Annotated in this window: 20 protein-coding genes; 9 read left to right on the top strand and 11 right to left on the bottom strand. The window is 70.2% G+C overall.

From position 1 onward, the window contains the following. Positions 1 to 23: 23 nt before the first annotated feature. Positions 24 to 3008, bottom strand: coding sequence for a bifunctional [glutamine synthetase] adenylyltransferase/[glutamine synthetase]-adenylyl-L-tyrosine phosphorylase (locus FB561_RS21385; protein ID WP_145809322.1), 2985 nt, complete (start codon positions 3006 to 3008; stop codon positions 24 to 26). 187 nt (positions 3009 to 3195) lie between these two features. Here FB561_RS21385 and FB561_RS21380 point away from each other — a divergent pair, with 187 nt between their 5' ends. After that, positions 3196 to 3606 carry a hypothetical protein gene (locus FB561_RS21380; RefSeq protein ID WP_238334953.1) on the top strand — a complete coding sequence of 137 codons (411 nt, stop codon included), beginning with the start codon at positions 3196 to 3198 and terminating at the stop codon, positions 3604 to 3606. A 113-nt stretch (positions 3607 to 3719) separates the two neighbouring features. Here FB561_RS21380 and FB561_RS21375 read toward each other — a convergent pair whose 3' ends face one another. Beyond that, positions 3720 to 7364: an outer membrane protein assembly factor BamB family protein gene (locus FB561_RS21375; protein ID WP_145809318.1), complete on the bottom strand. Its 3645-nt coding sequence runs from the start codon at positions 7362 to 7364 to the stop codon at positions 3720 to 3722. Beyond that, positions 7361 to 8443: a HupE/UreJ family protein gene (locus FB561_RS21370; RefSeq protein WP_145809315.1), complete on the bottom strand. Its 1083-nt coding sequence runs from the start codon at positions 8441 to 8443 to the stop codon at positions 7361 to 7363. The genes FB561_RS21375 and FB561_RS21370 overlap by 4 nt, the downstream gene beginning before the upstream one ends. 132 nt (positions 8444 to 8575) lie before the next feature. Between FB561_RS21370 and FB561_RS21365 the strand changes: the two genes are divergently transcribed. After that, positions 8576 to 9178 carry a peptidylprolyl isomerase gene (locus tag FB561_RS21365; RefSeq protein ID WP_202880692.1) on the top strand — a complete coding sequence of 201 codons (603 nt, stop codon included), beginning with the start codon at positions 8576 to 8578 and terminating at the stop codon, positions 9176 to 9178. Between the two features lie 4 nt (positions 9179 to 9182). Here the strand turns inward: FB561_RS21365 and glnA are convergent, their stop codons facing one another. Continuing rightward, positions 9183 to 10523, bottom strand: coding sequence for a type I glutamate--ammonia ligase (gene glnA / locus FB561_RS21360; RefSeq protein ID WP_145809308.1), 1341 nt, complete (start codon positions 10521 to 10523; stop codon positions 9183 to 9185). A 123-nt stretch (positions 10524 to 10646) separates the two neighbouring features. On the opposite strand from glnA, the gene FB561_RS21355 reads away from it, so the two are divergent. Beyond that, a complete protein-coding gene (locus tag FB561_RS21355) occupies positions 10647 to 11051 on the top strand; it encodes a hypothetical protein (protein ID WP_145809300.1) in 405 nt (134 codons plus the stop codon). Here FB561_RS21355 and FB561_RS21350 read toward each other — a convergent pair. Both FB561_RS21350 and FB561_RS21345 read right to left on the bottom strand, forming a co-directional pair. Beyond that, positions 10977 to 11975 (bottom strand): HTTM domain-containing protein, encoded by a 999-nt coding sequence (locus tag FB561_RS21350; protein ID WP_145809292.1) that lies wholly within the window; start codon positions 11973 to 11975, stop codon positions 10977 to 10979. The two genes, FB561_RS21355 and FB561_RS21350, sit on opposite strands and share 75 nt — an antisense overlap. Further along, positions 11972 to 12448: a hypothetical protein gene (locus tag FB561_RS21345; RefSeq protein ID WP_145809284.1), complete on the bottom strand. Its 477-nt coding sequence runs from the start codon at positions 12446 to 12448 to the stop codon at positions 11972 to 11974. The genes FB561_RS21350 and FB561_RS21345 overlap by 4 nt, the downstream gene beginning before the upstream one ends. Before the next feature lie 141 nt (positions 12449 to 12589). Here FB561_RS21345 and FB561_RS21340 point away from each other — a divergent pair, with 141 nt between their 5' ends. Together FB561_RS21340 and FB561_RS21335 are read left to right on the top strand one after the other, a co-directional pair. Then, entirely contained in the window at positions 12590 to 12952 is a 363-nt protein-coding gene (locus tag FB561_RS21340; RefSeq protein ID WP_145809277.1) for a nuclear transport factor 2-like protein, read from the top strand. A gap of 40 nt (positions 12953 to 12992) precedes the next feature. Further along, a complete protein-coding gene (locus FB561_RS21335; protein WP_145809275.1) occupies positions 12993 to 14831 on the top strand; it encodes a DUF2207 domain-containing protein in 1839 nt (612 codons plus the stop codon). Between the two features lie 12 nt (positions 14832 to 14843). On the opposite strand, the gene FB561_RS21330 is transcribed toward FB561_RS21335, so the two are convergent. Next, entirely contained in the window at positions 14844 to 15338 is a 495-nt protein-coding gene (locus FB561_RS21330; protein ID WP_145809273.1) for a hypothetical protein, read from the bottom strand. Positions 15339 to 15469: 131 nt separating this feature from the next. Here FB561_RS21330 and FB561_RS21325 point away from each other — a divergent pair, with 131 nt between their 5' ends. Next, a complete protein-coding gene (locus FB561_RS21325) occupies positions 15470 to 15736 on the top strand; it encodes a hypothetical protein (protein WP_145809271.1) in 267 nt (88 codons plus the stop codon). Positions 15737 to 15807: 71 nt separating this feature from the next. Here the strand turns inward: FB561_RS21325 and FB561_RS21320 are convergent, their stop codons facing one another. Next, positions 15808 to 16959, bottom strand: a complete 1152-nt coding sequence (locus tag FB561_RS21320; protein ID WP_238334952.1) for a DUF418 domain-containing protein — start codon at positions 16957 to 16959, stop codon at positions 15808 to 15810. Positions 16960 to 17105: 146 nt separating this feature from the next. Between FB561_RS21320 and FB561_RS21315 the strand changes: the two genes are divergently transcribed. Beyond that, positions 17106 to 18878 carry an NAD+ synthase gene (locus tag FB561_RS21315; RefSeq protein WP_145809269.1) on the top strand — a complete coding sequence of 591 codons (1773 nt, stop codon included), beginning with the start codon at positions 17106 to 17108 and terminating at the stop codon, positions 18876 to 18878. Between the two features lie 152 nt (positions 18879 to 19030). Continuing rightward, the gene (panB, locus tag FB561_RS39300; RefSeq protein ID WP_475422032.1) at positions 19031 to 21415 is read left to right on the top strand and encodes a 3-methyl-2-oxobutanoate hydroxymethyltransferase; all 2385 of its coding nucleotides are present in this window, start codon (positions 19031 to 19033) and stop codon (positions 21413 to 21415) included. Positions 21416 to 21436: 21 nt separating this feature from the next. Here the strand turns inward: panB and FB561_RS21305 are convergent, their stop codons facing one another. Beyond that, positions 21437 to 22342, bottom strand: a complete 906-nt coding sequence (locus FB561_RS21305; RefSeq protein WP_145809267.1) for an aldo/keto reductase — start codon at positions 22340 to 22342, stop codon at positions 21437 to 21439. A gap of 107 nt (positions 22343 to 22449) precedes the next feature. Between FB561_RS21305 and FB561_RS21300 the strand changes: the two genes are divergently transcribed. Next, positions 22450 to 22947, top strand: coding sequence for an NUDIX hydrolase (locus tag FB561_RS21300; protein ID WP_145809265.1), 498 nt, complete (start codon positions 22450 to 22452; stop codon positions 22945 to 22947). 3 nt (positions 22948 to 22950) lie between these two features. Here FB561_RS21300 and FB561_RS37960 read toward each other — a convergent pair whose 3' ends face one another. Continuing rightward, positions 22951 to 23127, bottom strand: a complete 177-nt coding sequence (locus FB561_RS37960) for a hypothetical protein (protein ID WP_170284538.1) — start codon at positions 23125 to 23127, stop codon at positions 22951 to 22953. 62 nt (positions 23128 to 23189) lie between these two features. After that, the gene (locus FB561_RS21295) at positions 23190 to 23936 is read right to left on the bottom strand and encodes a helical backbone metal receptor (RefSeq protein WP_145809263.1); all 747 of its coding nucleotides are present in this window, start codon (positions 23934 to 23936) and stop codon (positions 23190 to 23192) included. Positions 23937 to 24128 lie beyond the last annotated feature (192 nt).

The following is a 24128-nucleotide window of genomic DNA, read 5'->3' as shown; positions in this document are numbered from 1 at the left end:
CCACCCGATGAATGCGCCCGCCGTCACTCGCCCCAGAACAGGTGGTCCACCACGATCCGGGCGCGCCGGGTCCGGCGCCGGTAGTCGTCGGCGAACCGGCTGCTCTCCCCCGGCGGATAGCCGCAGATCTGGGCCACCGCGGCGAGGTCACGTGGATCCCGAGGCAGCGAGTCGCTCGGCCGCGCCCGGACCAGCATGATCGCGTTCCGGATCCGGGTCGCCAGCTCCCACGCGGAGCGCAGGACCGCCGCGTCCTCCGCGTCGACCAGACCGGCGTCGACACCCGCCTGCAGAGCTCGGAGGGTCCGGGTCGTCCGCAGCCCCTCGACGCGATGGGCCTCACGCATCTGCAGCAGCTGGACCGTCCACTCGATGTCGGCCAGGCCGCCGCGCCCGAGCTTGGTGTGGGTCGCCGGGTCGGCACCGCGCGGCAGGCGTTCGGCGTCGACGCGCGCCTTGATCCGGCGGATCTCCAGCACGTCCGAGTCCTTGATGCCCTCCTCCGGGTACCGCAGCGGATCGATGAGGGCGCGGAACTTCTCGCACAGGTCGGCATCCCCGCACAACGGGTCCGCCCGCAGCAACGCCTGCGCCTCCCACACGGCCGACCAGCGCGCGTAGTACGACGCATAGGAGGCGAGTGTCCGCACGAGCGGGCCCTGACGTCCCTCCGGCCGCAGGTCCGCGTCGACCGCCACGGCCGGGTCCGCGCCGGGCAGGGCGAGCAGGCGGCGCAGCTCGGTGGCGGCCTGGGTGGCGAAGTCGGTCGCCGCCTTCTCGGAGGCTCCCGGGACCGGGTCGTGCACGAACATCACGTCCGCGTCGCTGCCGTAGCTGAGCTCGTGCCCGCCGAACCGGCCCATCGCGACGATCGCCATCCGGGTCGGCTCCTCGCCGCCCTTGGCCACCGTCCGTCGGGCCACCTCGAGCGCCGAGGTCAGGGTCGCGATCGAGACCGTGGTGAGCGCCTCGCCGACCGCGTGCACGTCGAGCATCGACGACAGATCCGCCGCCGCCACCCGGAACAGCTCGCGCCGCCGGACCGCGCGGATCGCGGCCACCCCGGCCTCCGGCTCCTCCTGCCGCTTCGCCGCGGCCGCCATCTCGGTCTGCAACGCGGGCAGCGTCCGGGGGACCAGCTCGCGTTCGTCGGCGAGCATCGCGGTCGCCTCGGGCGCACGCTGCAACAGGTCCACGGCGTACCGGCCGCTGGCGAGCAGGTGGGCCAGCCGCTCCGCCGAGGCGCCCTCGTCGCGGAGCTGGCGCAGGTACCAGGGGGTGGAGCCGAGCCCGTCGGAGATGGTCCGGAACGCGAGCAGCCCGGCGTCCGGGTCGGGCGACTCTGCGAACCAGCCGAGCATCGCGGGCAGCAACGCCTTCTGGATCGAGGCCCGCCGGGACACCCCCTCGGACAACGCCTCGATGTGCCGCAGCGCCGAGGCGGGATCGGCGTACCCGAGGGCGGTGAGCCGCTCCTTCGCGGCCTTCGGGGTGAGCCGGATCTCCTCCCCCGGGATCCGCGCGACCGCGTTCAGCAGCGGCCGGTAGAACAGCTTCTCGTGCAACCGGCGGACCTCGAGCGCGTGCTTCTTCCACTCCGCGGTCAGGTCGGTGACCGGGTTCTTGGTGAAGCCGAGCGACCGTCCGAGCCGGCGCAGGTCGTCCTTGTCGTCGGGAACCTGATGGGTCCGCCGCAACCGGTACAGCTGGATCCGGTGCTCCATCAGCCGCAGGAACCGGTACGCGTCCGCGAGCACGGCGCCGTCGGTCCGGCCGACGTACCCCGATCCGGTCAGCTCCTCCAACGCGACCAGCGTCGTCCCGCTCCGGACCGACTCGTCGCCGCGCCCGTGCACCAACTGGAGCAGCTGGACCGCGAACTCCACGTCCCGCAGTCCACCGGGACCGAGCTTGAGCTGGCGGTCCACGTCGGCCGCCGGAAGGTGGTCGACCACCCGCCGGCGCATCGCCTGGACGTCGTCGACGAACCCGTCCCGGTCGGCGGCCGACCAGGTCAGGCTGCCGATCCGCTCCACGTACTCCTTGCCGAGGTCGGCGTCACCCGCGATCGGCCGGGCCTTCAGCAGGGCCTGGAACTCCCAGGTCTTGGCCCAGCGCTGGTAGTAGGCCAGGTGGCTGTCCAGCGTCCGGACCAGCGGGCCCGCCTTGCCTTCGGGACGCAGTGCCGCGTCGACCGGCCAGAGTGTGCCCTCGGCGGTGTGCGCCGAGCAGATCCGCATCGTGGCCGCGGCCAGCTGGCTGCCCGTCTTCAGCGCGGCCGCCTCGTCCTCGTCGGCCAGCGGCTCGGCCACGAACAACACGTCGACGTCGCTGACGTAGTTCAGCTCCCGGCCACCGCATTTGCCCATGGCAATGATCGCGAGCCGGCAGTCGGCGGCGTCCGGGTGCTTCGCGAAGTAGTCGTTCCGCGCGATCCGCAACGCCGTCTCCAGCGCACCACCGGCGAGGTCGGCCAGGACCGCGGCGACCTCGTCGACGAGCAGCCCTTCGGCCAGGTCGCGCGCGGCGAGTCGGAGCAACAACCGCCGGTACTCGACCCGCAGCGCGTCCACCGGGTTCTCCGCGTCGACCGCGGTGGCCAGGCACGAGGCCACGTCGTCCGGGGTCGGCCGGACCTGGGCGAGAGCGGGATCGGCGAGGTCGTACCAGTGCCGGGGATGCACGCTCAGGTGCCGGCCGAGCGCCTCGCTCGCGCCCAGGACGCAGCACAGCCGGCGGCGGAAGTCGTCGTCCATGTCCAGCGTCCGCGCGAACGCGGCCAGGTCGTGGCCGTGCTGGTGCAGCGATTCGGCCAGGCCCAGCAGCCCGTGCAGGGCCAGATCGGGATCGGCCGTCTCCGACAGCGAGGCGACCAGCTGGTCGGTCGCCATCGGGCTGTACGAGTCGAGCGCGTCCAGCTCCTCGAGTGTCCTGCCGGCCCGCTGCGGGTCCGCGAACCCCAGCCGGGCCAGTCGCCCCTCACCAGAAACCTTCCGCGACTCTGCCACCCCCGCAGGTTATCGAGTCCCGCCCGGGCGGCCGGACGGCAGATTGCGATGGGATTGCGGAAAACACACGGAGTCGTGTAGCGAAAACGCTCGGTGACGGGCATGATGCTTGGTCATGGTCATGATGACGGGGTCGCTCTCTGTCCGGGGCTCGGTGGTCTGGTTGACGCCCCAGCAGGGTGGGCGAGTGTCCGGGCCGCCTGAGCCGGACTACGACTACGACTACACAGCCACCGCCTACCTGCCGCCGCGCACCGTGGAGGACGAGCAGGTCGGCATCGCACTGCGCCGGTTCGCGCCGGGTGCCTGGCGGTCCGCCGCCGAGGGCATCCTGGTGCCCGGGCACGGGTACCGCGCTCAACAGGTGGTCCCTGGATGCCTGGTGGTGGTTACCGAGGGAGTCCGTCCGGTCGGGTTCCTCACGATCGAGGAGGTGTCCGCGTTGGCGCCCGACGGCACGCCCGTTCCCGAGCCGCGCCGCACCGACCCGGCCATCACCGGACTGACCCGGCTCGAACCGGTCCCGGCGGACCCGCCGTACCGGCACTCCACCGCGGCCTCGCGGTGGACCACCCAGGAGCCGGCCGCCATCCCTTAAAGAAGGAGACGCGCCCCGACAGCACCTCACCTGCCGGGCACGTTCCGAGACAACCCGAAAGGCCGGCGGTCGTCGCGACCGCCGGCCCTCCTCTTGGCGTCCAGCCGGTCCGCTCAGAAGGCGAACTGGTTCAGCACCGCGAACTTGTCCGTGCCACCGCCGTTGGCGGCGACCACGATCCGCCGGGTGATGGTGTGGCTCGCCGTCGTGGCGAGGTCCAGCTTGAACTTGCTCATCGTGAAGTTGCTCTGCGAGTACCCGGTGAACGCGCCGCTGTCGGCGGAGTACACGAGTCCGTAGGTCTCGTTGTCCGCGCTGGTCCCGGCCTGGCCGATCCACCGCTTCACGTCCGGTACCTGGCTGAACGGACCGCCGCTGGTGACGACCGGGGAGCCCGACACGGCCGATCGCGAGCCCGGTCCGTCGTGGTCGAGCGCGTCACCGGCCCAGACCGACAACGCCGCGCCGGAGTCGTTGGTGAACGTCGTCGCCGCCGTGACGTACTGCTCGTCGGCCGTCGCGGTGTAGGTGGTGACGATCTTCAGCCCCGGGTGTTCCGCGGAGGTGCCGGTGACCCGGACGACCGCCTTCTCGCCGGTGTTCTCGACGATCCGCACGTCGTTCGACCGGGTCTGCAGCTGCGCCCACGCGTTCCCGCCGGTCGGCTCCGCGGTGCTCACGTAAGGCAGATTGATCCAGTCGATCTGGTCCGGCCGGCCGGTGATCGCCAGGTCCAGGACCTTGCCGGTGGTGGACTGGTTCAGCTGCGGATCGTTGTAGACCTTGGCGATCGCCATCGCCAGGTGCTTGTTCTCGATCACCACGTCACCCGGCCCACCTTCGACCAGGCCGCTCGGCAGCCGCTTGCCGATACTCGCATCGACGGTCACCGGGGCCACCTCGAGATCCACCTGGGCCGAGCCGCCCTCGCCGACCTCGATCTCCCGGGCCGCGGTGCCGAACCCGAGCTGGGCGACCTGGATCGTGTACCGGCCCGCGCCCTGCGGCAGCCCGACCCGGTAGTTGCCAGCGGCATCCGTCGTGGTGCGGCCGATCGCCGTCCCGTTCTGGACCACCAGCACCGTGCTGCCGGCCGCGGCGCCACCGGTCGCCTTGTTGGTGACCTTGCCGGAGACCAACGGCCACGGCTTGGCCGCGACCCCGCCGGGCGTGAACGCGTACAGGTTGCCATCGAACGCCCCGGCGACCACGGTGTTCCCACTGACCGCCGGACCCGCGGATACCCAGGTACCGATGTTCTGCGACCACAACGGCTGCCCGGTGCGGAGGTCGAGCGCGGAGAACCCGCCACTGTTCGCGCCGACGAACAACGTGTTCCCCGACACCGCCGGTGAGGTGAAGGAGCCACCCCGGTACTGCGAGCCCGGCAGCAGCTGGTCCCAGATCACGGCACCGGTGTTCGCGTCCAGCGCGGTGACCGCACCGCTGGGGAAGGACATGTACACGGTATTGCCCTTGATCGCGGCCGCCGACGGCGTCGCACCGCTGCTCGCCAACGACGGGTGCGCGCTGGTGTAGCTCCACAGCACCGCGCCGGTCGCACCGTCGCGGGCCACGATGCCGTTGTTCGACCCGATGTAGACCTTGCCGTCAGCGGCGGACGGTACGCCGTCCTGCCAGCCGCCGAGGGTGTCGCTCCCGGTCCACAGCTTCTGACCGGTCTTCAGGTCGTACGCGATCACGACGCTGCCGTCCTGGTTGCCCACGTACACCCGGCCGTCCGCGACCGCGGGCGTCCCGTCGGACATGGTGTTGCCGGCCATCGGCGAGGCCCACACCCGCTGCCCGGTCTTCGCGTCCAGAGCGAGCAGCAGTCCGGCCGCCGCCTCACCGAAGCGGGTCTGGAACGGGAAGAGCACCTTGCCGTCGGCAACGGTGACGCCGTAGTACCCGTAGGTGCGCTGGTTGCTGCCGGCCGGCGCCGTCTCCGGGTCGTGCCGCCACTTCAGCCGACCCGTCTTCGCGTCCACCGCGAACAGCGTGCCGCGCAGGGTCGGGACGTACACGAGCCCGTCCGCCACGGCCACACTGCCGTGCACCGACGACGGCACGGAGTAGCTCCACAGCTTCTTGCCGGTGGCGAGGTTCACCGCGTGCACCGCGCTGTTGCCGTCGCCGTTCTCGTCCCGGGTGCCGGCGTAGACCACCCCGCCGGCAATCGCGGGCGAGCCGGTGAGGAAGGTGCCCTTGGTCCGGTACGACCAGGCGAGCCGTTGTCCGGCGGCGATGGCGTCCTGGGCGACACCGCCGTGCGACGCGTCCCCGTGGTGCTGGGACCAGTCAGCGCCGGCGACCGGACGGATCGCCTTCTCGGCGGTGAGGGTGAACTTCGACGTACCCTTCCAGGTCGCCCCGGTCCGGTCGGCGGCCTCCACTTCGAGGGTGTGCCGGCCGACCTTGGCGCTGGGCGGCAGCTCGGAGTACCAGGTGAACTCACCGGTGGAGGTCAACGGGTGCCAGCCGCCGTTGTCGAGGCGGTACCGGACCTTCTTCGGCGCGTCGGTGGTGTCGTACGCGTTCACCTGGATCCCGGGGAACCGGTCCAGCGGGACCGACGACCCCGGGGCCGGGCTGACGATGGTGAGGTCCTTCTCGGCGCCGTAGATCCGGAACGGGTTGTCGAAGGTCTTGGTGTCCATGTTCACGAACCGGAACCCGCGGGGCGAGTTGTCGATCGTGTACGAGCTGGACACCGTCTGGATGTGCTTGGCGGTGCCGGCGAAGTCGCTCTTCGGCTCGACGTCGTTGCTGTGCTCGTGCCCGACCAGCACCAGCTCGGCGCCGTACTGCTCCAGCACCTTGCCGTACTCGTCGTACACCGACGGTGAACCGAACGGCACGTTCATCGGCTGGTGGGCCAGCACAACCAGGTGCTTGCCCTTCTTCATGTGCAGGGCGAGGTCGGCCTTGACCCACTCGAGCTGCTCGGCGAACGGGGCGGCGCCGTTGTTCTCCAGAACCAGGAAGTGCCGGTCGCTGTAGTCGAAGGAGTACCACTCCGGGCCGACGTGCTGGCGGTAGTTGTTGATCCGCGCCCCGTACGTCGAGCCGGCCGAGTACTCGTGGTTCCCGACGGCCGGCCAGACCGGCACCTTGGACTTGGCCGTGCCTGCCTTGTACGTGCTGAACTCGGCGTCGGTCGCGTTGTTGGTCAGGTCGCCGCTGACCTGGATGAAGGCGAGGTTCTGCCGGGTCGAGTTGATCTCGGTGATCTGCTCGGGCAGCTGCGCGTTGACGTGCGGGTCGGCCACGTTGCCGAAGGTGAAGCCGCCGTTCGCCGACTGCTTGTCCTTGCGCAGACCGAAGTCGGCCAGCTGGCTGTCCCCGGCCGCGAGCCGGCCGAGGTTCCGGTAGAACCTGGGCGTCATGGTGTCGTCCGTACCCACCGAGTAGCCGGACGGCTGGTTGACGAAGACCAGGTCGACGTCACGGCGTTCGACGTCGGTACTGAAGCTGTAGTGGCCCTGGGCATCGGTCACGACGATCTGCTGACCGTCCGAGACGCTGACCCCGGCCAGCGGGGTCTCGCCCTGGTCGAACCGGTTGTCGTTGTCCCGGTCCTCGAACACCGTGCCCGAGATCGTCGCGCTGGGCGCGTCGACGGCATCGGCGATGACGCCGGTCAACGGAACCGCGACGACCAGGGCGGTCAGACCGCCGGTGAGGCCGTACAGGAGTTTGTGCCACTTCGTCGTGGCAGCTGGGTGATCGCTCGACTTACGGGTCAGGCGGATCATGCGAGGAAGAACCTTTCTACGAACCAGCAGAGGCCGAAGGCGGCGACGACCCCGGTCGCCGAACGCACCGCCGGAACCGAGAAACGGGTCCGGCGGATCAGCAGGACCAGCGGGAACACGGCGACCAGCAGGAGCGCCTGGCCGACCTCGATGCCGACGTTGAAGCTCAGCAGCGAGACCAGCAGTTCCGGACTGACCCGATCGGTGATCCGCAACGACCCGGCGAACCCGAGGCCGTGCAGGAGACCGAATCCGAACACCACCGGCAGCCGGTGCCGGGTGGAGCCGAGCAGGTTCTCGACGGCGACGAACGCGATCGAGAGCGCGATCAGCGGTTCGACCACCACCGCCGGTACCGTGAACCCGCCCAGCAGGGTGGAGACGAGCGTGACGCTGTGCGCCACGGTGAACATCGAGACCACCTGGACCAGGCTGCGGAAGCTGGTCGCGCCGAGCATCAGGGCCACCACGAACAACACGTGGTCCAGCCCGAGCAGGATGTGCTCGACGCCCATCTTGCCGAACTGCAGACTCGACCCGGCCAGCGTGTTGTCGCCGACGGTGAAGTCGTGGTGGCCGCGGTCGAACACGGTCCGGCCGGTCTCACCGCCGAAGGAGTACTCGACCAGGTTGGTGTGGTCGTCGGCGACCGCCTCCTCGTCGCCGAACACGGTGTACTTCAGGTGGTACGACCCGCCGTCCCCGGCACACGTGTACACGAGCCCGAGTTCGGCGTACGCCTTCTGCGCGCGCTGACCGACGGACGTGGTCTCCAACTCTGGCTCGCAGGCGGCGCCGTCGAGCGCCACCACCACCCGGTCGTGCAGGTACTCCGCGATCGCCGGCTTTCCCGCGTCGAGGGCCTGGGCGCGCCGGCCGTCGTCGGTGGCGGGGGCGCCGAGGTCGACGGCCCGCGCGAGCACGGCGTACTCGAGGCTGAGCTGATAGGTGACCCGGTGACCGTCCTGGTGGACGGTCGCGTACCCGGTGGAGGCGATCACGTGGGCGGAGGCGGTGGCCGCTCCCCCGGCGAGGAGGAAGAGGACCAGGCCCGCGACAGCGAGGAGGCGGCGGCGCATGAGACCCCATCCCACGCGGCCCCGGCGACCAATCAGTGACAGCTCAGGAAACTATTTGCCGCCGGATCACGGCCAAATGTCACCAGGTGCGAACCTGTCGCAGCACGTACACACAGTGTTACCGTCATCACTATGCGTCGATGGAAGCGGGTCCTCGCAATCGTCGTTGTCGCCGCTCTCGCGTTCGCGCTGGAGGGCTGGATCGCCAGTGCGCAGGCCGCGTCACCGATGTTCCACACCTGCACCTACACCCGGACGGCGGCGACCGGGGCCGAGCGGCCGCCGTACTCGCTCGCGCCGACGCTGGGCCTGGTCAAGGTGGTGGTCGACACCAGCGCCGGACCGATCGAGCTCGAGCTGGATCGGCGGCAGGCACCGTGCGCGGTGCACAGCCTGGACCACCTCGCGCTGCGCGGGTTCTACGACGGGACGTCGTGCGACCGGCTCACGGCCACGCTGCTGGAATGCGCGCCGGCCGACGCGGGGTACACCTTCCGCGCCGAGGCGAGCGGGCGCGAGACGTATCCACGAGGCACGGTGGCCCTGTCCGGTACGGGCTCACACGGCAGCAGGTTCTTCGTCGTCCATCAGCAGGTCGACCTACCCGCGCGGTACACCGTGGTCGGCCGAGTCGTCGCCGGGATCGGCGTGCTCGACAATGTGGTTGCCGGCGGCATCGGCGCCGATGGTAGGCCGCGGACGCCGGTGACGATCACCGACGTCCGCGTGGGCTGAGCCGCTACAGGACCGGCAGCAGCTTGTTCAGCTCGAACGGGGTGACCTGGCGGCGGTAGTCCTGCCACTCGACCCGCTTGTTCCGCAGGAAGAAGTCGAAGACGTGCTCGCCGAGCGTCTCGGCGACCAGCTCGCTGTCCTCCATCGCGCTGATCGCCTCGGCCAGGCTGCTCGGCAGCGGCTTGATCCCGAGGGCGCGGCGCTCCCGGTCGGTCAGCGACCAGATGTCGTCCTCGACCTCGCGCGGCAGCTCGTAGCCCTCCTCGATGCCCTTCAGCCCGGCCGCGAGCATCAGCGCGAACGCGAGGTACGGGTTCGCCGCCGAGTCCAGCGAACGGAACTCGACCCGGCTGGACTGGCCCTTGTGCGGCTTGTACATCGGCACCCGGACCAGCGCGGACCGGTTGTTGTGGCCCCAGGAGACGAACGACGGCGCCTCGTCACCGACGGCGAGCCGCTTGTACGAGTTCACCCACTGGTTCGTCACCGCGGTGATCTCGGCCGCGTGGTGCAGCAGCCCGGCGATGAAGGCGCGGCCGGTCTTGGACAGCTGGTACTGCGCGCCGCCCTCGAAGAACGCGTTCCGGTCGCCCTCGAACAGCGACATGTGGGTGTGCATCCCGGACCCCGGCTGGTCGCTCAGCGGCTTCGGCATGAACGACGCGTTGATGCCCTGGCTGAGCGCGACCTCCTTCACCACCACCCGGAAGGTCATGATGTTGTCGGCGGTGCTCAGCGCGTCGGCGTACCGCAGGTCGATCTCCTGCTGACCCGGGCCGCCCTCGTGGTGGCTGAACTCGACCGAGATGCCCATCGACTCCAGCATCGTGATCGCCTCGCGGCGGAAGTCGTTGCCGATGCCCTGCGGGGTGTGGTCGAAGTACCCGGACGAGTCCACCGGCTCCGGCACCGTGCCGGGCGCGCCGGTCAGCGACTTGAACAGGTAGAACTCGATCTCGGGGTGGGTGTAGAAGGTGAACCCGAGGTCGGCCGCCTTGGCCAGGGTCCGCTTCAGCACGTACCGGGGGTCGGCGAAGGACGGCGAGCCGTCGGGCATGTTGATGTCGCAGAACATCCGCGCCGTCCCCATCGTCTCGCCCCGCCAGGGCAGGATCTGGAACGTCGACGGATCCGGTTTGGCCAGCATGTCCGCCTCGGTGACCCGGGCGAACCCCTCGATCGCCGACCCGTCGAACCCGATGCCCTCGGCGAACGCACCCTCCAGCTCGGCCGGCGCCACCGCCACCGACTTGAGGAAGCCGAGCACGTCGGTGAACCAGAGCCGTACGAACCGTACGTCGCGCTCCTCGAGCGCCCGCAGGACGAACTCCTGCTGCTTGTCCATCGGCGTGTCCACCTCTCTTCTCAGACGAATCCGCGGGACCTCACACAGTGTGCCCCCGCTCTGTTAAGCAGACGTTACGTGCAGGCCGGGACAACCCGGTGGTGAGGGGCCTAACGTTCTCCCGTGCAGACGATCTTCCACACCGCGCTCATCGTGGCGGCCGTGCTCTGCATGAGTGATCTGCTGCTCAGCACCGGGCGGTTCGTCCGGTCCGTCCAGCGCCGCCGCCCCGCCGAACTCGACGTCCTCGGCCGCCGCTGGCTGCCGTTGCCGGAGCTCGGGTTCGGCATGTTCGCGTTCTGCTGTCCTGGCCTGGTCACGCTCGGCCTCACCTCCGACGGCGAGACCCTGCCGACCGTCCGGATCCTGCTCGCCGCCCTGGTCTTCGGGTACGCCGGGGCAGTGCTGTCCCGGATCGTCCGGACGCCGGGCCCGGGCGGCCGCCGGTTCCGGCTACGCGCCGGGCTGCTGCTGGGCCTGCCGGCCTTCTTCGGCCTGGTCTTCGGGCTCTCCGGCGTCGCGACCTGACGTCGCCTGCTCCGTCGGCGCGTCGCCCGCCCGGGCCGCCCGCCGCCGGCGGAACCACGGCACGATCCGCTCCATCGGCGCGAAGGCGAGCCAGCACACCACCGTCGGCAGGAAGTGGATCAGCAGGATCGCGGTGTTCGCCGCGTGGAAGCCGACGAAGAACAGGGCCCCCAGCAACTGCCAGCGCCCCTTGAGCCAGAGGATCACCGGCGACAGCAGCTCGGCCACGAACCCGACCCACTGCATCACGTGCAGCATCCACGGATGGTGCAGCAGCCACTCCCCGACCGGATGCGGGCGCCGCACGATCGCCCAGGTCAGGACCGCGCTGCCCGGCCAGGTCAGGGCCCAGCCGGCACTGCGGAGCTTGGCGACCGCGGACAGGAAGTACGTCGCGATCACACTGATCTGGACACACCGGATCGCCCAGCCGGCCGCCTCGGACCGGGTCTGGTCGCCGTACGCGCTGAAGCCGCGGGCGGCTGGCTTGACGGTCGGCAGCACCCAGAGCGCGACCACGAGCGCGAGGTGGTCGTGGTCGACCTTGCCGTCGCTCATCCCGATCAGCACCCACCAGGTGAACGCGGGCGCCACGATCCAGCCCGCCAGCCGGGGCAGCCGGTTGCTCGCCCCGAGGAGACAGGCGGCGATCAGGACGAAGTACAGGATGGTCGTGTTCGTCACCGACGGCTTCGGCAGGTCGAACAGGCGGGCCAGGAACAGCGGCTGGTACAGGCCGGGGTGCTCGCCCTTCAGCCGGGTGTCGCGGACGAACGCGTGCATGTCGAGGATGACGAAGAGGTACAGCACCGTCCGCAGCCAGGCGATCCGGCCGAGCGCGATCGCCGGTGTGAACCAGCCCGCGACCGCCTTCACCCTGCTGGGCCTGTCCGTGCTCGTGTCCGGGCTCGTGGTCGCGGTCATCGGCGCACCTGCCAGGTCGCGAGGACCTCGGAGGTCGGCGGCCCGTCCACCCGGCCCTCGACCAGCTGGGTGGTGTCGCGGATCAGCTCGAGCTTCACGTACTTCGGCTTGTCCGGGTGTTTGCGGGCCCACCCGTCGGCGACCTGCTGCAGCAACGACGGGTCCTTGACGATCTCCCCGGTCCGCGCCTCGATCTCGGCCCGCGCGACCCCGGCGCCCTCGATGTTCAGCGGCACGTCCACGGTGGTCCCGGCGTCGGTCTGCGCGTCGATCCGCGTGTAGGTGACCGAGGCGTCGTCCGGCACGCTCATCGCGTACTGCGACATCGGCCCGAACGGCCAGACGTCGTCCGTGGCCCGCACCGACCCGTTCACCAGCAGAACGATCCCGGTCACGACCACCAGCACCCGGACAACCCGCCCAGCAACCCCGAGCCGAACCACCCCGCCATCACCCTTCGTCACGCCCGCCATTACACACCACTCTCACAGCCCGAACCCCCAGCACTCACGAACCACCAGCACTGCGCGTGATCAAGCGGTCCACCAGCGGGCGCCGCGGACTGACCCTGAGGTTGGTGAGTGTTGGGGGTCCGGCTCTGAGAGGATCGCGGGATGGCGACGATTCAGCAGGTGGCGGAGGCCTTCGCCACGCACCGGTACTCGGAGGTCTATCCGTTCCTTCATCCGCAGGTGACCTGGACGCTGGTCGGGGCGGCCCGGTTGCAGGGGCGCGACGAGGTCGTGGTGGCCTGTGAGGGTGCGCTGGAGCGGATGGCGCGCAGCTCGAAGCAGTTCCTCCGGTTCAAGACCATCGCCAGCGCGGACGCCGTCGTCGTCGACGCGGTCACCCGGTACGTCGACCAGCTGTGGCAGTCGTCGTTCATCTCCTCGTGCGACATCCTGGAGTTCACCCAGGGCAACCTGACCGCGATCACCTCGTACACCGCCGCCGTCGATCCGGACACGCTCGACTGATCCATGCAACCGCGGGCCCACCGCGCGCATCTATTCGGGCATGAGATGCCGGTTGCTGTGGGTGTTCCTCGCGCTGGCGGCCACCACCCTCGGGCTGGCCGCCCCGGCCGCGGCGGCGAAACCGCCCCGGCCCTCGGGAGACCAGGTCGACACGTTCTCGGTCACGTACCGGGTCGACTCCGCCGGCGTGCTGCACGTCGAGGAGAAGATCGTGTACCGGTTCGGTACCCGCTCCGGGCGCCACGGGATCGTCCGCGACCTGCTCGTCCGGGAGCCGTTCGACGATCACCAGGACCAGCGGTACGACGTGTCCGACGTGCGCGCGAGCAGCCCGAGTGGCGCCGACGCCTCGGTCCAGCTCGAGCGACTCACCTTGGGCGGCCGGCGGACCGAGGTCCAGCGGGTTCGCATCGGGTCCGCCGATCGCACGGTCACCGGCCCGACCGCGACGTACGTCATCAGCTACCAGGTCCGTGGAGCGCTGCGGCATTTCGACGATCGCAGTGAGCTGTACTGGGACGCGACCGGCCGGAACTGGGCCGGACCCCTGCAGACGGTGGACGTCACCGTCGACGTCCCCGGCGGCGTCACCCGAGTCGGTTGCTTCGCCGGTGTCGTCACCACCGAGAGCCCGTGCGCTCGCGCCGAAGTCGCCGACGGCCGCGGCCGGTACGGGCACGGCGTGCTGCCACCCGGCCAGCAGCTCACGATCGTCGCCGCGATCCGGCCCGGCCAGGTCGCCCACGACGTCCCGTTGATCGAGCCGGCCGCCGAGCCGCCGCCGCTCACCTCGTGGGCGCTGGTGCGGGTGCTCGGGTCGGTCCTCGCCGTGATCCTCGCCCTCGTCGCCGCTGTCGCCGCGTACTTCCGCTGGAACCGCCGGGGCGAGCGACCCAAACCGGTGACGACTCCCCCGCCGATCAGCGTCGCCGAGGCCTGCCTCCTGGTGAACTCCACCCTGCATCCCGAGGCCACCCAGGCGACCATCCTCGAACTCGGCCTGCTCGGCGCGCTGCGGATCGAGGAGGAGGACGCCGAGGACGACGACGCACCGCAGACCCTCGTCCTGGTGGACTCGGACCTGGCGAAGCGGCCGCATCACCGTGCCTTGCTGAAGGGGCTCTTTCCACTCCTCAAGCCCGGCTCGACCGTCCAACTACGGCGCCGCTTCAAGGAGAACCGCCGCCTGCTCGACGCGCAGAAGGCGATGGTCACCGCACTGCGCGAAGAGGTGGCGACCAAGGGCTGGTACCACGAGCTGCCGTCGGCCCGGCGGAAACCACCGGTGCTCGGCCGGACCCTCGGACGCCGGCTGACCCGGATCGCGATCGCGGTACCGATCATCGCCACCGTGCTCGGGTTCGCCGGCGCGATCACCGAGACGGCCACCCAGCGCCCGCTCGACGGTGTCCTGATCGCGGCGGTCGTCCTGGTGGCCGGCCTCGCGGTCTACGTTCTGCGCCGGGTGGTCTCGCGGGGCCGGTTGACCTCGCGAGGACGGGAGCTGGCGGTGGAGGTGCGGCGGTTCCGCGCGTACCTGGCCGACGTGCCCGCCGACGCGGTACCGGAGCAGCAGCTGATCGAGTTCCTGCCTTGGGCGATGACGCTCGACCTCGGCGATCGGTGGGAGCAGATGCTGGCCGGCGGTGACCCGGTCCGGTTCTGGAGCACGATCGGGCTCTTCCGGGTCGGCAAGTTCCGGCGCACGGTCGCCGCGTTCATGGCCGGCACCCTCGTCACCGGATCGGGCCCGGGAGCTGCTGCCTACGCGGACGATCGCGCCAACTCGTACGGGGGCGGTGGTGGTACGTCGTCCGGGTTCGACAGTGGAGCGGGCGCGGGCGGTGGTGGAGGTGGCGGTGGTGGCAGCTCCTGGTGAGTGCTGCCGACGTCAGCCCCGTTCGTACCGGGCGATCGATCGGTAGTTGCCGAACACCGGAAGGTCCTCCCACTGCGAGTCCATCGGCACGTCGGTGTACTCGAAGACTTCCTGGGACCGTTCGACCTTGTTCTTCACGACCCGCTTGACGGTGCCGTCCTCGCGATAGTTCACCGTCTCGTGCCATGACGAACTCGAAAGCCGCAGCCCGGGCTCGTCGGTGGGATAACCCCACAAACTGACGCGGGACAGGAACAGCCTCGGGTCGGTCTTCTTCAGGAAGGTGTACTCGGCCGCCTTCCGCCCCGGCTCGTCGAGAAACGTCACCACCACGACACCGGTCTTCCGCACGACCGTCACCAGTACCGGCGCGGTCGTCCCGTCCCGAGGCGGCAGGACCGCGGTGTACTCCTCACCCGCACTGTCGCGCGAACGCGCCTCCTCCTCGGTCAGCAGGTCGCCAGGGCAACTGTCGGCGTAGTTCCACTTGAAGCAGTAACGCACCATGACGTCAGCCTCGCACCTACGCCCTGCCTTCGTGCTGGCGCGACGGCAGCGGGCCGACAGTTCGGCGGCAGTCGGCACTGCTTCGCTTCCCCGCAGTCAGTCCAAGCTTTTTCCCCTGAGGAGTTGAGGACATGGTTCGAGCCAAGCGCATGCTCGCCGTCGCCGGTATCGCGGCCGCGGGCTTCGTACTGCCGGTCGCCACGGCCGCCAGCGCCCACGCAACGACGACACCGGCCGCGTCCGGTCCCGTCGTGACCGCGAGCAAGGGCACCTGGGGCTGTGGGTGGAACCGGCCGGCTTGTGTGGCCAAGCAGAGCGAGTTCAAGCGCTTCCTGTGCAAGGTCGACCCGATCTACTACCTGCCGACGAGCGGCTACTGGTTCAACTGGTACTGCTGACGGTGTAGATCGGACGGAGAACCTCCGGACGGGTACGGCCTGCGACGCCGAACCACGGCCGGAGGTTCTTCTTATCTCGACGGCACCCTCTGCTTCGAGCGGTAGGTGAAGCGGCGGATCAGTAGCTCGAACGGGCCGCGGTAGCCCGCGCGGTTCATGCGGTCGGCGGCGAGGACCGTCGCGGCCCAGGTCGCGGTCGCGAGGACTGCGGTGCCGGTGATGCCGAGGTCGTCGGAAAGGTCCAGTAGGTAAGGGGTGAACACGATCGTCCACACCACCGACTGCGCAAGGTAGCAAGTCAGGGATCGCTGTCCGGTCGCCGCGATCGCGCGGGTGATCGGGCCGGGTGCGTCGGCGAGACGGATCGACCACAACGCGATCAGGGCCGCGTACCCGAAGCCGCCCAGGACGCCGGTCGCGTCGTGCAGCGGGCCGAAGTAGTCCAGGTGGTCCTGCCGGTCGATGACCCGGGCAATCATCAACGCGACCGGCTGGGCCCCGAGGACGGCCGCGGTGATGCCGACGATCGCGGTACCGCGGAGCAGGGTCCGGTGCCGGTCCGGGAACTCGAGGATCCGGCGGCGACCGGCCCACAGACCGATCAGGAACGGACCGGCGAACCCGATCGGCCCGAGGGCGGCGATCAGTGGCGTCACCTTGATCCGCTCGACGAACTGGGTCGCCAGGTCCGGCGGCACCATGGAGACATCCGGCCCATCCGTGGTGATCGCCAGCGACCCGTCACTCGGCAACGCGGTCAGCACGAAGACGAGGACGGCGATGATCCACAACCACCGGTCCTTCCACCGCACCGTCCACGCGCCGAGCAGCAGCAGTACGCCGTACGCGCCGAGGATGTCGCCTACGTACAACAGCGTGCCGTGCAGGAGTCCGAGGACGATGAGAACGAGACTGCGGCGCCAGAGCAACCGCCGGGTGTCGCGGGGACGGCCGCTCTGCCGTCGGACGATCTGCGCGACGCCGTACCCGAAGAGCAGGCCGAACATCGGGAACGCCCGGCCGTCCACGAAGGTGGCGATCGTCCAGCTGATCGCGCGGTCCACCACCCCGCCGTCCTGCGGGAAGCCGCCGAAGTACGACGTCCCGCGGACGAAGTAGTGCGAGTTCGCCAGCGCGATGAACAGCAACATGAACCCGCGCGCCAGATCCGGTCCGAGGGCGCGCTCCCGGACCTCGGTCGGCCCTTCCCGAAATGTCGTCACAAACTCAGTCAAGCGACCACCGGTCCGGGCCACAGCCGCAGAAAGTATCGACCGGATCGAACCTTCGTCGCCGATCCGTCGTCGGACCCGGCGAACGGTCCACAGGTGTGAAGGCGCGGACGCGTCTCAACCAGTAAGGTGCTCCCGTGCCTCAGCTACGCCTTGCTCTCGCTCAGCTCGACGTGACGGTCGGTGATCTCGACGGGAACGTCGAGAAGCTCGTCGCGTGGACGCGCAACGCGGTCGAGCGAGGCGCGCACGTGGTGGCCTTCCCGGAGCTCGCGCTGACCGGCTATCCGGTCGAGGACCTGGCCCTGCGCGGCTCGTTCGTGGATGCGTCCCAGGCCAAGGTCCGGTGGCTCGCGCAACGGCTCGACGAGGAAGGACTCGGCGACGTCGTCGTGGTCTGTGGGTACCTCGACCGCGCGACCGGGACCGCGATGGGGCTCGACCGGCTCGGCCGGCCGAAGGGCTCCCCGACGAACTCGGCCGCCGTCATCCACCGCGGCCAGGTGATCACCTCCGCGGTCAAGCACCACCTGCCGAACTACGGCGTCTTCGACGAGTTCCGGCACTTCGTCCCCGGTAACACCCTGCAGGTGATCCGGATCCACGGCGTCGACGTCGCCCTGGTGATCTGCGAGGACCTCTGGCAGGACGGCGGCCCGGTCGCCGTGGCCCGCGCGGCCGGGGCCGGCCTGCTGCTCGTCGTGAACAGCTCGCCCTACGAAGCCAACAAGGACGACCTCCGCGGTGAGCTCGTCACCCGGCGGGCCCGCGAGGCCGGCTGCTCGCTCGCGTACGTGAACCTCGTCGGCGGCCAGGACGAGCTGGTCTTCGACGGCGACTCGCTGATCGCCGACGCCGACGGCAAGGTGATCGCCCGCGCCCCGCAGTTCGAGCAGGGCAGCATGGTGGTCGACCTGGACCTGCCCGCCCCGACCGGGACGCCGCACGGCGAGTACGAGGGCATCGCGATCGTGCACACCGTGCTGCACGAGGAGCCGCTGCCGGCGTACGAGCCGATCGAGGCCGCGCAGGCGCCCCGGCTGTCCGACGAGGCCGAGATGTACGGCGCGATCGTGCTCGGGCTGCGCGACTACGTCCGCAAGAACGGCTTCAAGTCGGTGCTGCTCGGGTTGTCCGGTGGCATCGACTCGTCCCTGGTCGCCGCGATCGCCTGTGACGCGATCGGGGCCGAGCACGTCTTCGGCATCTCCAACCCGAGCGTGTACTCCAGCGACCACTCCCGCGACGACGCCGCCGAGCTGGCCGCGCGGACCGGGCTGAACTACCGGGTGATCCCGATCCAGCCGATGGTGCAGCCGTTCCTGGACACGCTCGGCCTGACCGGGCTGGCCGAGGAGAACCTGCAGGCCCGGGTCCGGGCGGTGATTTGGATGGGGCTGTCGAACGCCGACGGCCACCTGGTGCTTGCCTGCAGCAACAAATCCGAGCTGTCCGTCGGCTACTCGACCATCTACGGCGACGCGGTCGGTGGGTACGCACCGCTGAAGGACCTGCCGAAGACGGCGGTCTGGCGGCTGGCGAAATGGCGCAACGCCGAGGCGCGCAAGCGCGGCCAGCAGCCGCCGATCCCGTCGAACGCGATCGCCAAGCCGCCGTCGGCCGAGCTCCGGCCGGGACAGAAGGACACCGACTCGCTGCCGCCGTACGAGTTGCTCGACGACCTGCTCGACGACTACGTGGAGCAGGACCGCGGCAGTGCCGAGCTGGTCGACGCCGGGTTCGACCCGGAGCTGGTGAGCAAGGTGATCCAGCTGGTCGACAAGGCGGAGTACAAACGGCGGCAGTTCCCGCCGGGCCCGAAGATCACCCACAAGGCGTTCGGCCGGGACCGCCGGCTCCCGATCACCAGCGCCTGGCGTGAGGACGCGCGAAAGGCGGCCGACAACTGAGTGGATCATGGCGGAACCGCCCTTCCTCCGACAGCCCGTGGAGTCCTGCCGAGGACTTCCCGGATCGCTCCGGCCTGCCCGCCGACGACGTGAGCGACCGCTCACGCACAGCCGGTGGTGCTCACCCTCCGCAACGGTGGGACGATGAAGACATGGTTGACAACTTCCTGTCGGCCGGTACCAACGGCGACGCCGACGACGAACTGCCGGCGCCGTACGGGACCGGACCGAAGAACCGGACAACCGAGGAGCGCGCCGACTACGGCTACTCCGGCGACGACTCGGGTGCGGGCTGGCGCGACCGGCCCACCTCACTCGAGGGCCTCGACCCCTCACCGTCCCTGCCGAACGCGCCCCGCAGTTACGAACGCGGCCCGGTACCGCAACAACCGTACGTGCCGAAGCCGCCATACCTGTCCGGCCCGGAGCGCGGGTACCCGAGCCAGTCCGCCGAGCCCCAGCAGCCGTCGTACGACGAGCCGTCCCGGCAGGCCGACCCTCAGCGGTACGACGAGTCGCCGTTCGCGCCGTCGTCGTACCAGGAGCAGGCCAACCCGTTCCGGCCGTCGACGCCTCAGGGCCAGCCACCGCAACCTCAGCAGCAGCAGGGGCGGCCGAGTCCGTTCGCACCGCAGCCGGGGCAGAACGGGACCGGCGCACCGCAGAACAGACCCCCGCAGCAGGGACCAGGCGGACCGTCACAGCAGGCACCGCGTCCCGCTGGACCACCCGGAAGCAACGGTGTGTCCGCGCCACACGGTTCGAACGGATCCAGCAGCAACGGCTGGAACAACCCGGGCCCGGGTCAAGGCAGCAACACGCCGCCGTCGGCGTCGAACGGGTTGAGCAGCAACGGACTCAGCTCCGCCAACAGCCTCACCGGCGGCAACGGCCTCGGCGACGACGGCAGCAGCTACGGACTTGGTCACGGCAGCAACGGTTTGAGCCGTGCCGGCAATGGGCTCAGTGGTGGGAGCAGTGCTCCCCCGCCACCCAGCAACGGGCCGCACCACCCGCACGCGCCGCAACAGCACCGGCCGTCCGCGGCGCAGCCGACTCCTCCGCAGACAGCGCCGCCGGCGGCACCGCAGTCGTCCTCGGCCCAGTCGTCCGCGCAGTCCGCGCCGCCCTCGACTCCGCAGCAAGGTTCGCAGGCCGGATCCCGGCCGGGATCGCCCAGTGAATCGCAGGCCGCGGCGCCGTCGGGCCCGCACCCAGGCTTGCCGTCAGGTTCGCAGTCAGGGCCGCACGCAGGATCGCAGTCGGGCTCGCCGTCAGGCTCACAAGCCGGGTCGCCGTTGGGCTCGCAGGGCGGGTCCCGGCAGGGATCGCAGGCCGGGCCGCAGCAAGGATCACAGCAAGGCTCGCAGGCCGGCGCAGAGGCTGAGGCGTTGTCGGGCTCGCAGCCTGGGCCGCAGTCGGGTGCGCAGACCGGACCGCAGGGTCCGGCCCGGTCGAACTCGGCGACGAACGGCTACCCGACCGACCCGAGCGCGGAGTACGAGAGCACCGCATCGGAGAGCAAGCCGGTCGGCGCGCGTCGCCGGGCGGACGTGCAGCAGGACGCGCCGAGCCAGGTGCGTACCGAGTCGATCAGGGCGCACCGCGCGGCACGCCGGGCCCAGCCCGCGGCTCAGGTCGACCCGACTCCCACCGGCAACCTGGGCCAGCCCCTCACCCCGACCGCCTCCAGCACCCCGCCATCGGGTGGCTCCGCGTCGACGGGTGAAGGCAGCAAGCGGCCGCGCAAGTACCGCGTCCACCACCTGCGGGACATGAAGAACCGCGGCGAGAAGTGGGCGATGCTCACGGCGTACGACCAGTACACCGCCGAGATCTTCGACGAGGCCGGGATCCCGGTCCTGCTGGTCGGCGACTCCGCGGCGAACAACGTGTTCGGCTACGAGACCACGCTCCGCGTCACGGTCGACGAGCTGATCCCGCTGGCCCGTGCGGTGGCCACCGCGGCACCTCGCGCCCTCGTGGTCGCGGACCTGCCGTTCGGGTCGTACCAGGCCTCCCCCGAGCAGGCGTTCCACACGGCCGTCCGGTTCATGAAGGAGGCGGGCGTCCAGGCGGTGAAGCTGGAAGGCGGGCGCACCGTCGTCCCGGCCGTCGAGAAGCTGACGCAGTCGGGCATCCCGGTGATGGCCCACATCGGCTTCACCCCGCAGAGCGAGCACAGCATCGGCGGCTATCGCGTCCAGGGCCGCGGCGACCAGGCCGCCGGTCTGATCGACGACGCCGTCGCGCTGGCGGAGGCGGGCGCGTTCTCGGTGGTGCTCGAGATGGTGCCGGGGGACGTCGCGGCCGAGATCAGCAAGCGGATCCCGGTCCCGACGATCGGTATCGGCGCGGGCCGCGACACCGACGCGCAGGTGCTGGTCTGGCAGGACATGGCCGGCCTGCGCTCCGGCCCGATGCCACGGTTCGTCAAGCAGTACGCGAACCTCCGTGGCATCCTCACCCAGGCCGCCACCCAGTACGCCGCCGAAGTCGGCAACGGCACCTTCCCCGCCGACGAGCACACCTTCTGATCCGAGCGCTCGGCCCTAGCCCTAGATCCAGGGCAGGGCCGAGCGCTCGGTCCAGTACTCGTCGCGCTGCTGGACGAACTCCGCCGTCGGGCCGACGGTCACCGGCCTGAGGTTGCTCTCCAGCTGAGCTTTCGTGGTCGCGCCGCTGAGGACGATGTCGGTCCACGGGTTCGCGAGTGCGGCACCGAGGGCGATCGCGTCCGGGGTCGCGTTGTGCTGGCCGGCGAAGACCGTGAACGGGGTGCGGCCGGCGCGACCGGTGAGGCGGCCGTTGGCGACCGCTTCCTTGAGGACGACGAACCAGCCGGCGTCGTGCGCTTCGGCGAGCGCCGGACCGACCGACGGTTCGAGGACGTTCCAGGTGGACTGGACCGCCGTGAAGGGACCGTTCGACGCGAGAGCGGCGCGGAGCGTCTCGGCCTGTCGCGGGCCGCTCGTGGACAGACCGACGCGGACACCTTCGGCCGCGAGCTCGCCCAGACGATCCAGCAGCGCCTTGTCCGCGAGCGCCGGGCTGTCCGAGGTGAGGCTGTGCACCAGGTAGAAGTCCGGCGGACCGCCCAGCGCTTCGAGAGTCTCGGGCCACTGCCGTTCGAAGGTGGCGAGCGAGTGGTCTTTCACCTCGTGCACGTCCGCGTCGGCGCGCCAGTCTGCGACGTACGTGTAGCCCCACTTCGAACCGACGGTCACCTGGTCGCGGCGCCCGGTTCTCCGCAGCCACTCCCCGAGGAAGCGCTCGGCCAGACCGTACGAGCGGGCCGCGTCGAAGTACCGCACGCCGGCCTCCCAGGCGGCGTCCAGGAGTTCGTGGGTCCGGGCGCGGAGGTCGTCCACCGCGCGACCGGCGGACAGGTCCTGGTCGTGTCCGAGGTTGATGTACCCGGGCCGGCCGAGGGCGGCCAGACCGAGTCCGATGCGCGCTGTCATACCGCGATCGTCTCACCCTCGCAGGCGGCCCAGCTGGTGGGACGGCGGGACGAGACGCGCCGCGTGAGGAGTCGGAGGACGGGATGGTTCGTCTAGCGTTCTGAGCTGTGACAGATTCCCGCCTGCCTCCGCCCGGCACCGTCGTCCGGCGTACGACGGCCCGTGTCCTGCCTGTCCGACCGGACGGCAAGGTGCTGTTGCTGCACGGCTGGGATCCGCTGAAGCCAGACGTGCCGTACTGGTTCACCATCGGTGGCGGCGTCGAGGCGGGCGAGACCGCGGCCCAGGCCGGCAGCCGGGAGCTGCGCGAGGAGGTCGGCATCGTGCTGCCGCCCGAGGCGCTCGGCCGGCCGGTCGCGACGAACACGATCGAGTTCGAGTGGGGCGGTTGCCCGATCATCCAGCGGCAGACGTTCTTCGCGGTCGGCGTGGACGCCGTCGAGGTCACGTTCGCGAACCAGGAGGAGCTGGAGCTGGAGACGATCAGCGCGCACGGCTGGTGGGACGCCGACGCGCTGGAGGCGACCGGTCAGGCCGCGCACATCACCATCCCCGGACTGCTGCGCCAGGCCGTCTCCGCGATCGACCTGCGCAAGGCGTCCTGAGACTCAGCGCTCGCGCGCCGTCTTCAGCACCTTCTTCTTGACCTTCTTGTCGACCACGTAGTGGCGCAGGTCGAGCCGCTCCGCGCAGCCGGCATCGGCCAGCCGCTTGAGGACGACCGGGCACTTCTTGCACCTCGGCTTGTCCTTGCAGCACTTCTTCTTGGCGGTCATGGTCGGCACACAGCGAGAGTAGGTGAGGCAACCCTTACCGTCTAGCTGAGGCGGCAGGGTCGTGGCGCAGCTCACGCGAGCTGTCCGCTCAGCAGTTCGCGCGCGCCGACCAGCGACGGCCCGTACCAGGTCAGGTGCCGGCCGGACACGCAGTGCGCGGGACCGCCGAACGCCTCCGGCCCGTCGTCGGGCGAGAACGCATACGGCTCGTCCGGCAACACCACCACGTCGTACGCCGGCAGCTCGGCCGGATCGAACCGCGGATAGCGGTCGGCGGATTCCGCGAGCACGTTGTCGATCCCGAGTTTGTCCAGCAGATCACCGGCGAAGGTGTTCCGGCCCAACGCCATCCACGGTCGTCGCCAGATCGGAATCACTGCCCGCCGGCGCGGACCCGAGTACGGCGGACTCCACACGGCCGCGGCCTCGTCGACCCAGCCGGGCACGGTGCCGGTGATTGCCGAGAGCATTCGGCGCAGTGATTCCAGTGACTGTTCGACCGTTGCCGGCGACGTCACCCAAACGGCCAGACCGGCCGCTCGCAACGCGTCCAGATCGGCGCCGCGATTCTCCTCGGCATTCGCGATCACGACATCGGGTCCGAGCCGGCGGATGAGGTCGACGTCGGGATTCTTCGTACCCCGGACCCGGGTCACGTCGAGGTCTTCGGGATGACTGCACCAATCGGTCGCACCGACCAGCAACGACGCGTCGGTGACAGCGATCGACTCGGTCAGCGACGGCACGATGCTCACCACCCGGCGCACCCGCGAAGGCAGCTCGACAACGAGATCCAGGTCGTCGCGCAACGGTGTCATCAGCTACCTCACAAGGTCGTTGGCACCAGCATCACAGCACACTTCAAGGACGCTTCGCGAGACCGCGCACAGCGCGCTTCGCGACCCGTTCGTCGGGTCGTCCGGCAAGACGTTGCCCAGGACAACACTCACCGAAAACGTGCCGGCGACCCACAACAGCGGCCAGTTCGTGCGCGTGTCGCCAACATTTCT

It is taken from the genome of Kribbella amoyensis (genome assembly GCF_007828865.1).
In the GTDB taxonomy this organism is placed as follows: domain Bacteria; phylum Actinomycetota; class Actinomycetes; order Propionibacteriales; family Kribbellaceae; genus Kribbella; species Kribbella amoyensis.
This window is presented reverse-complemented; position numbering and strand designations above follow the sequence as displayed.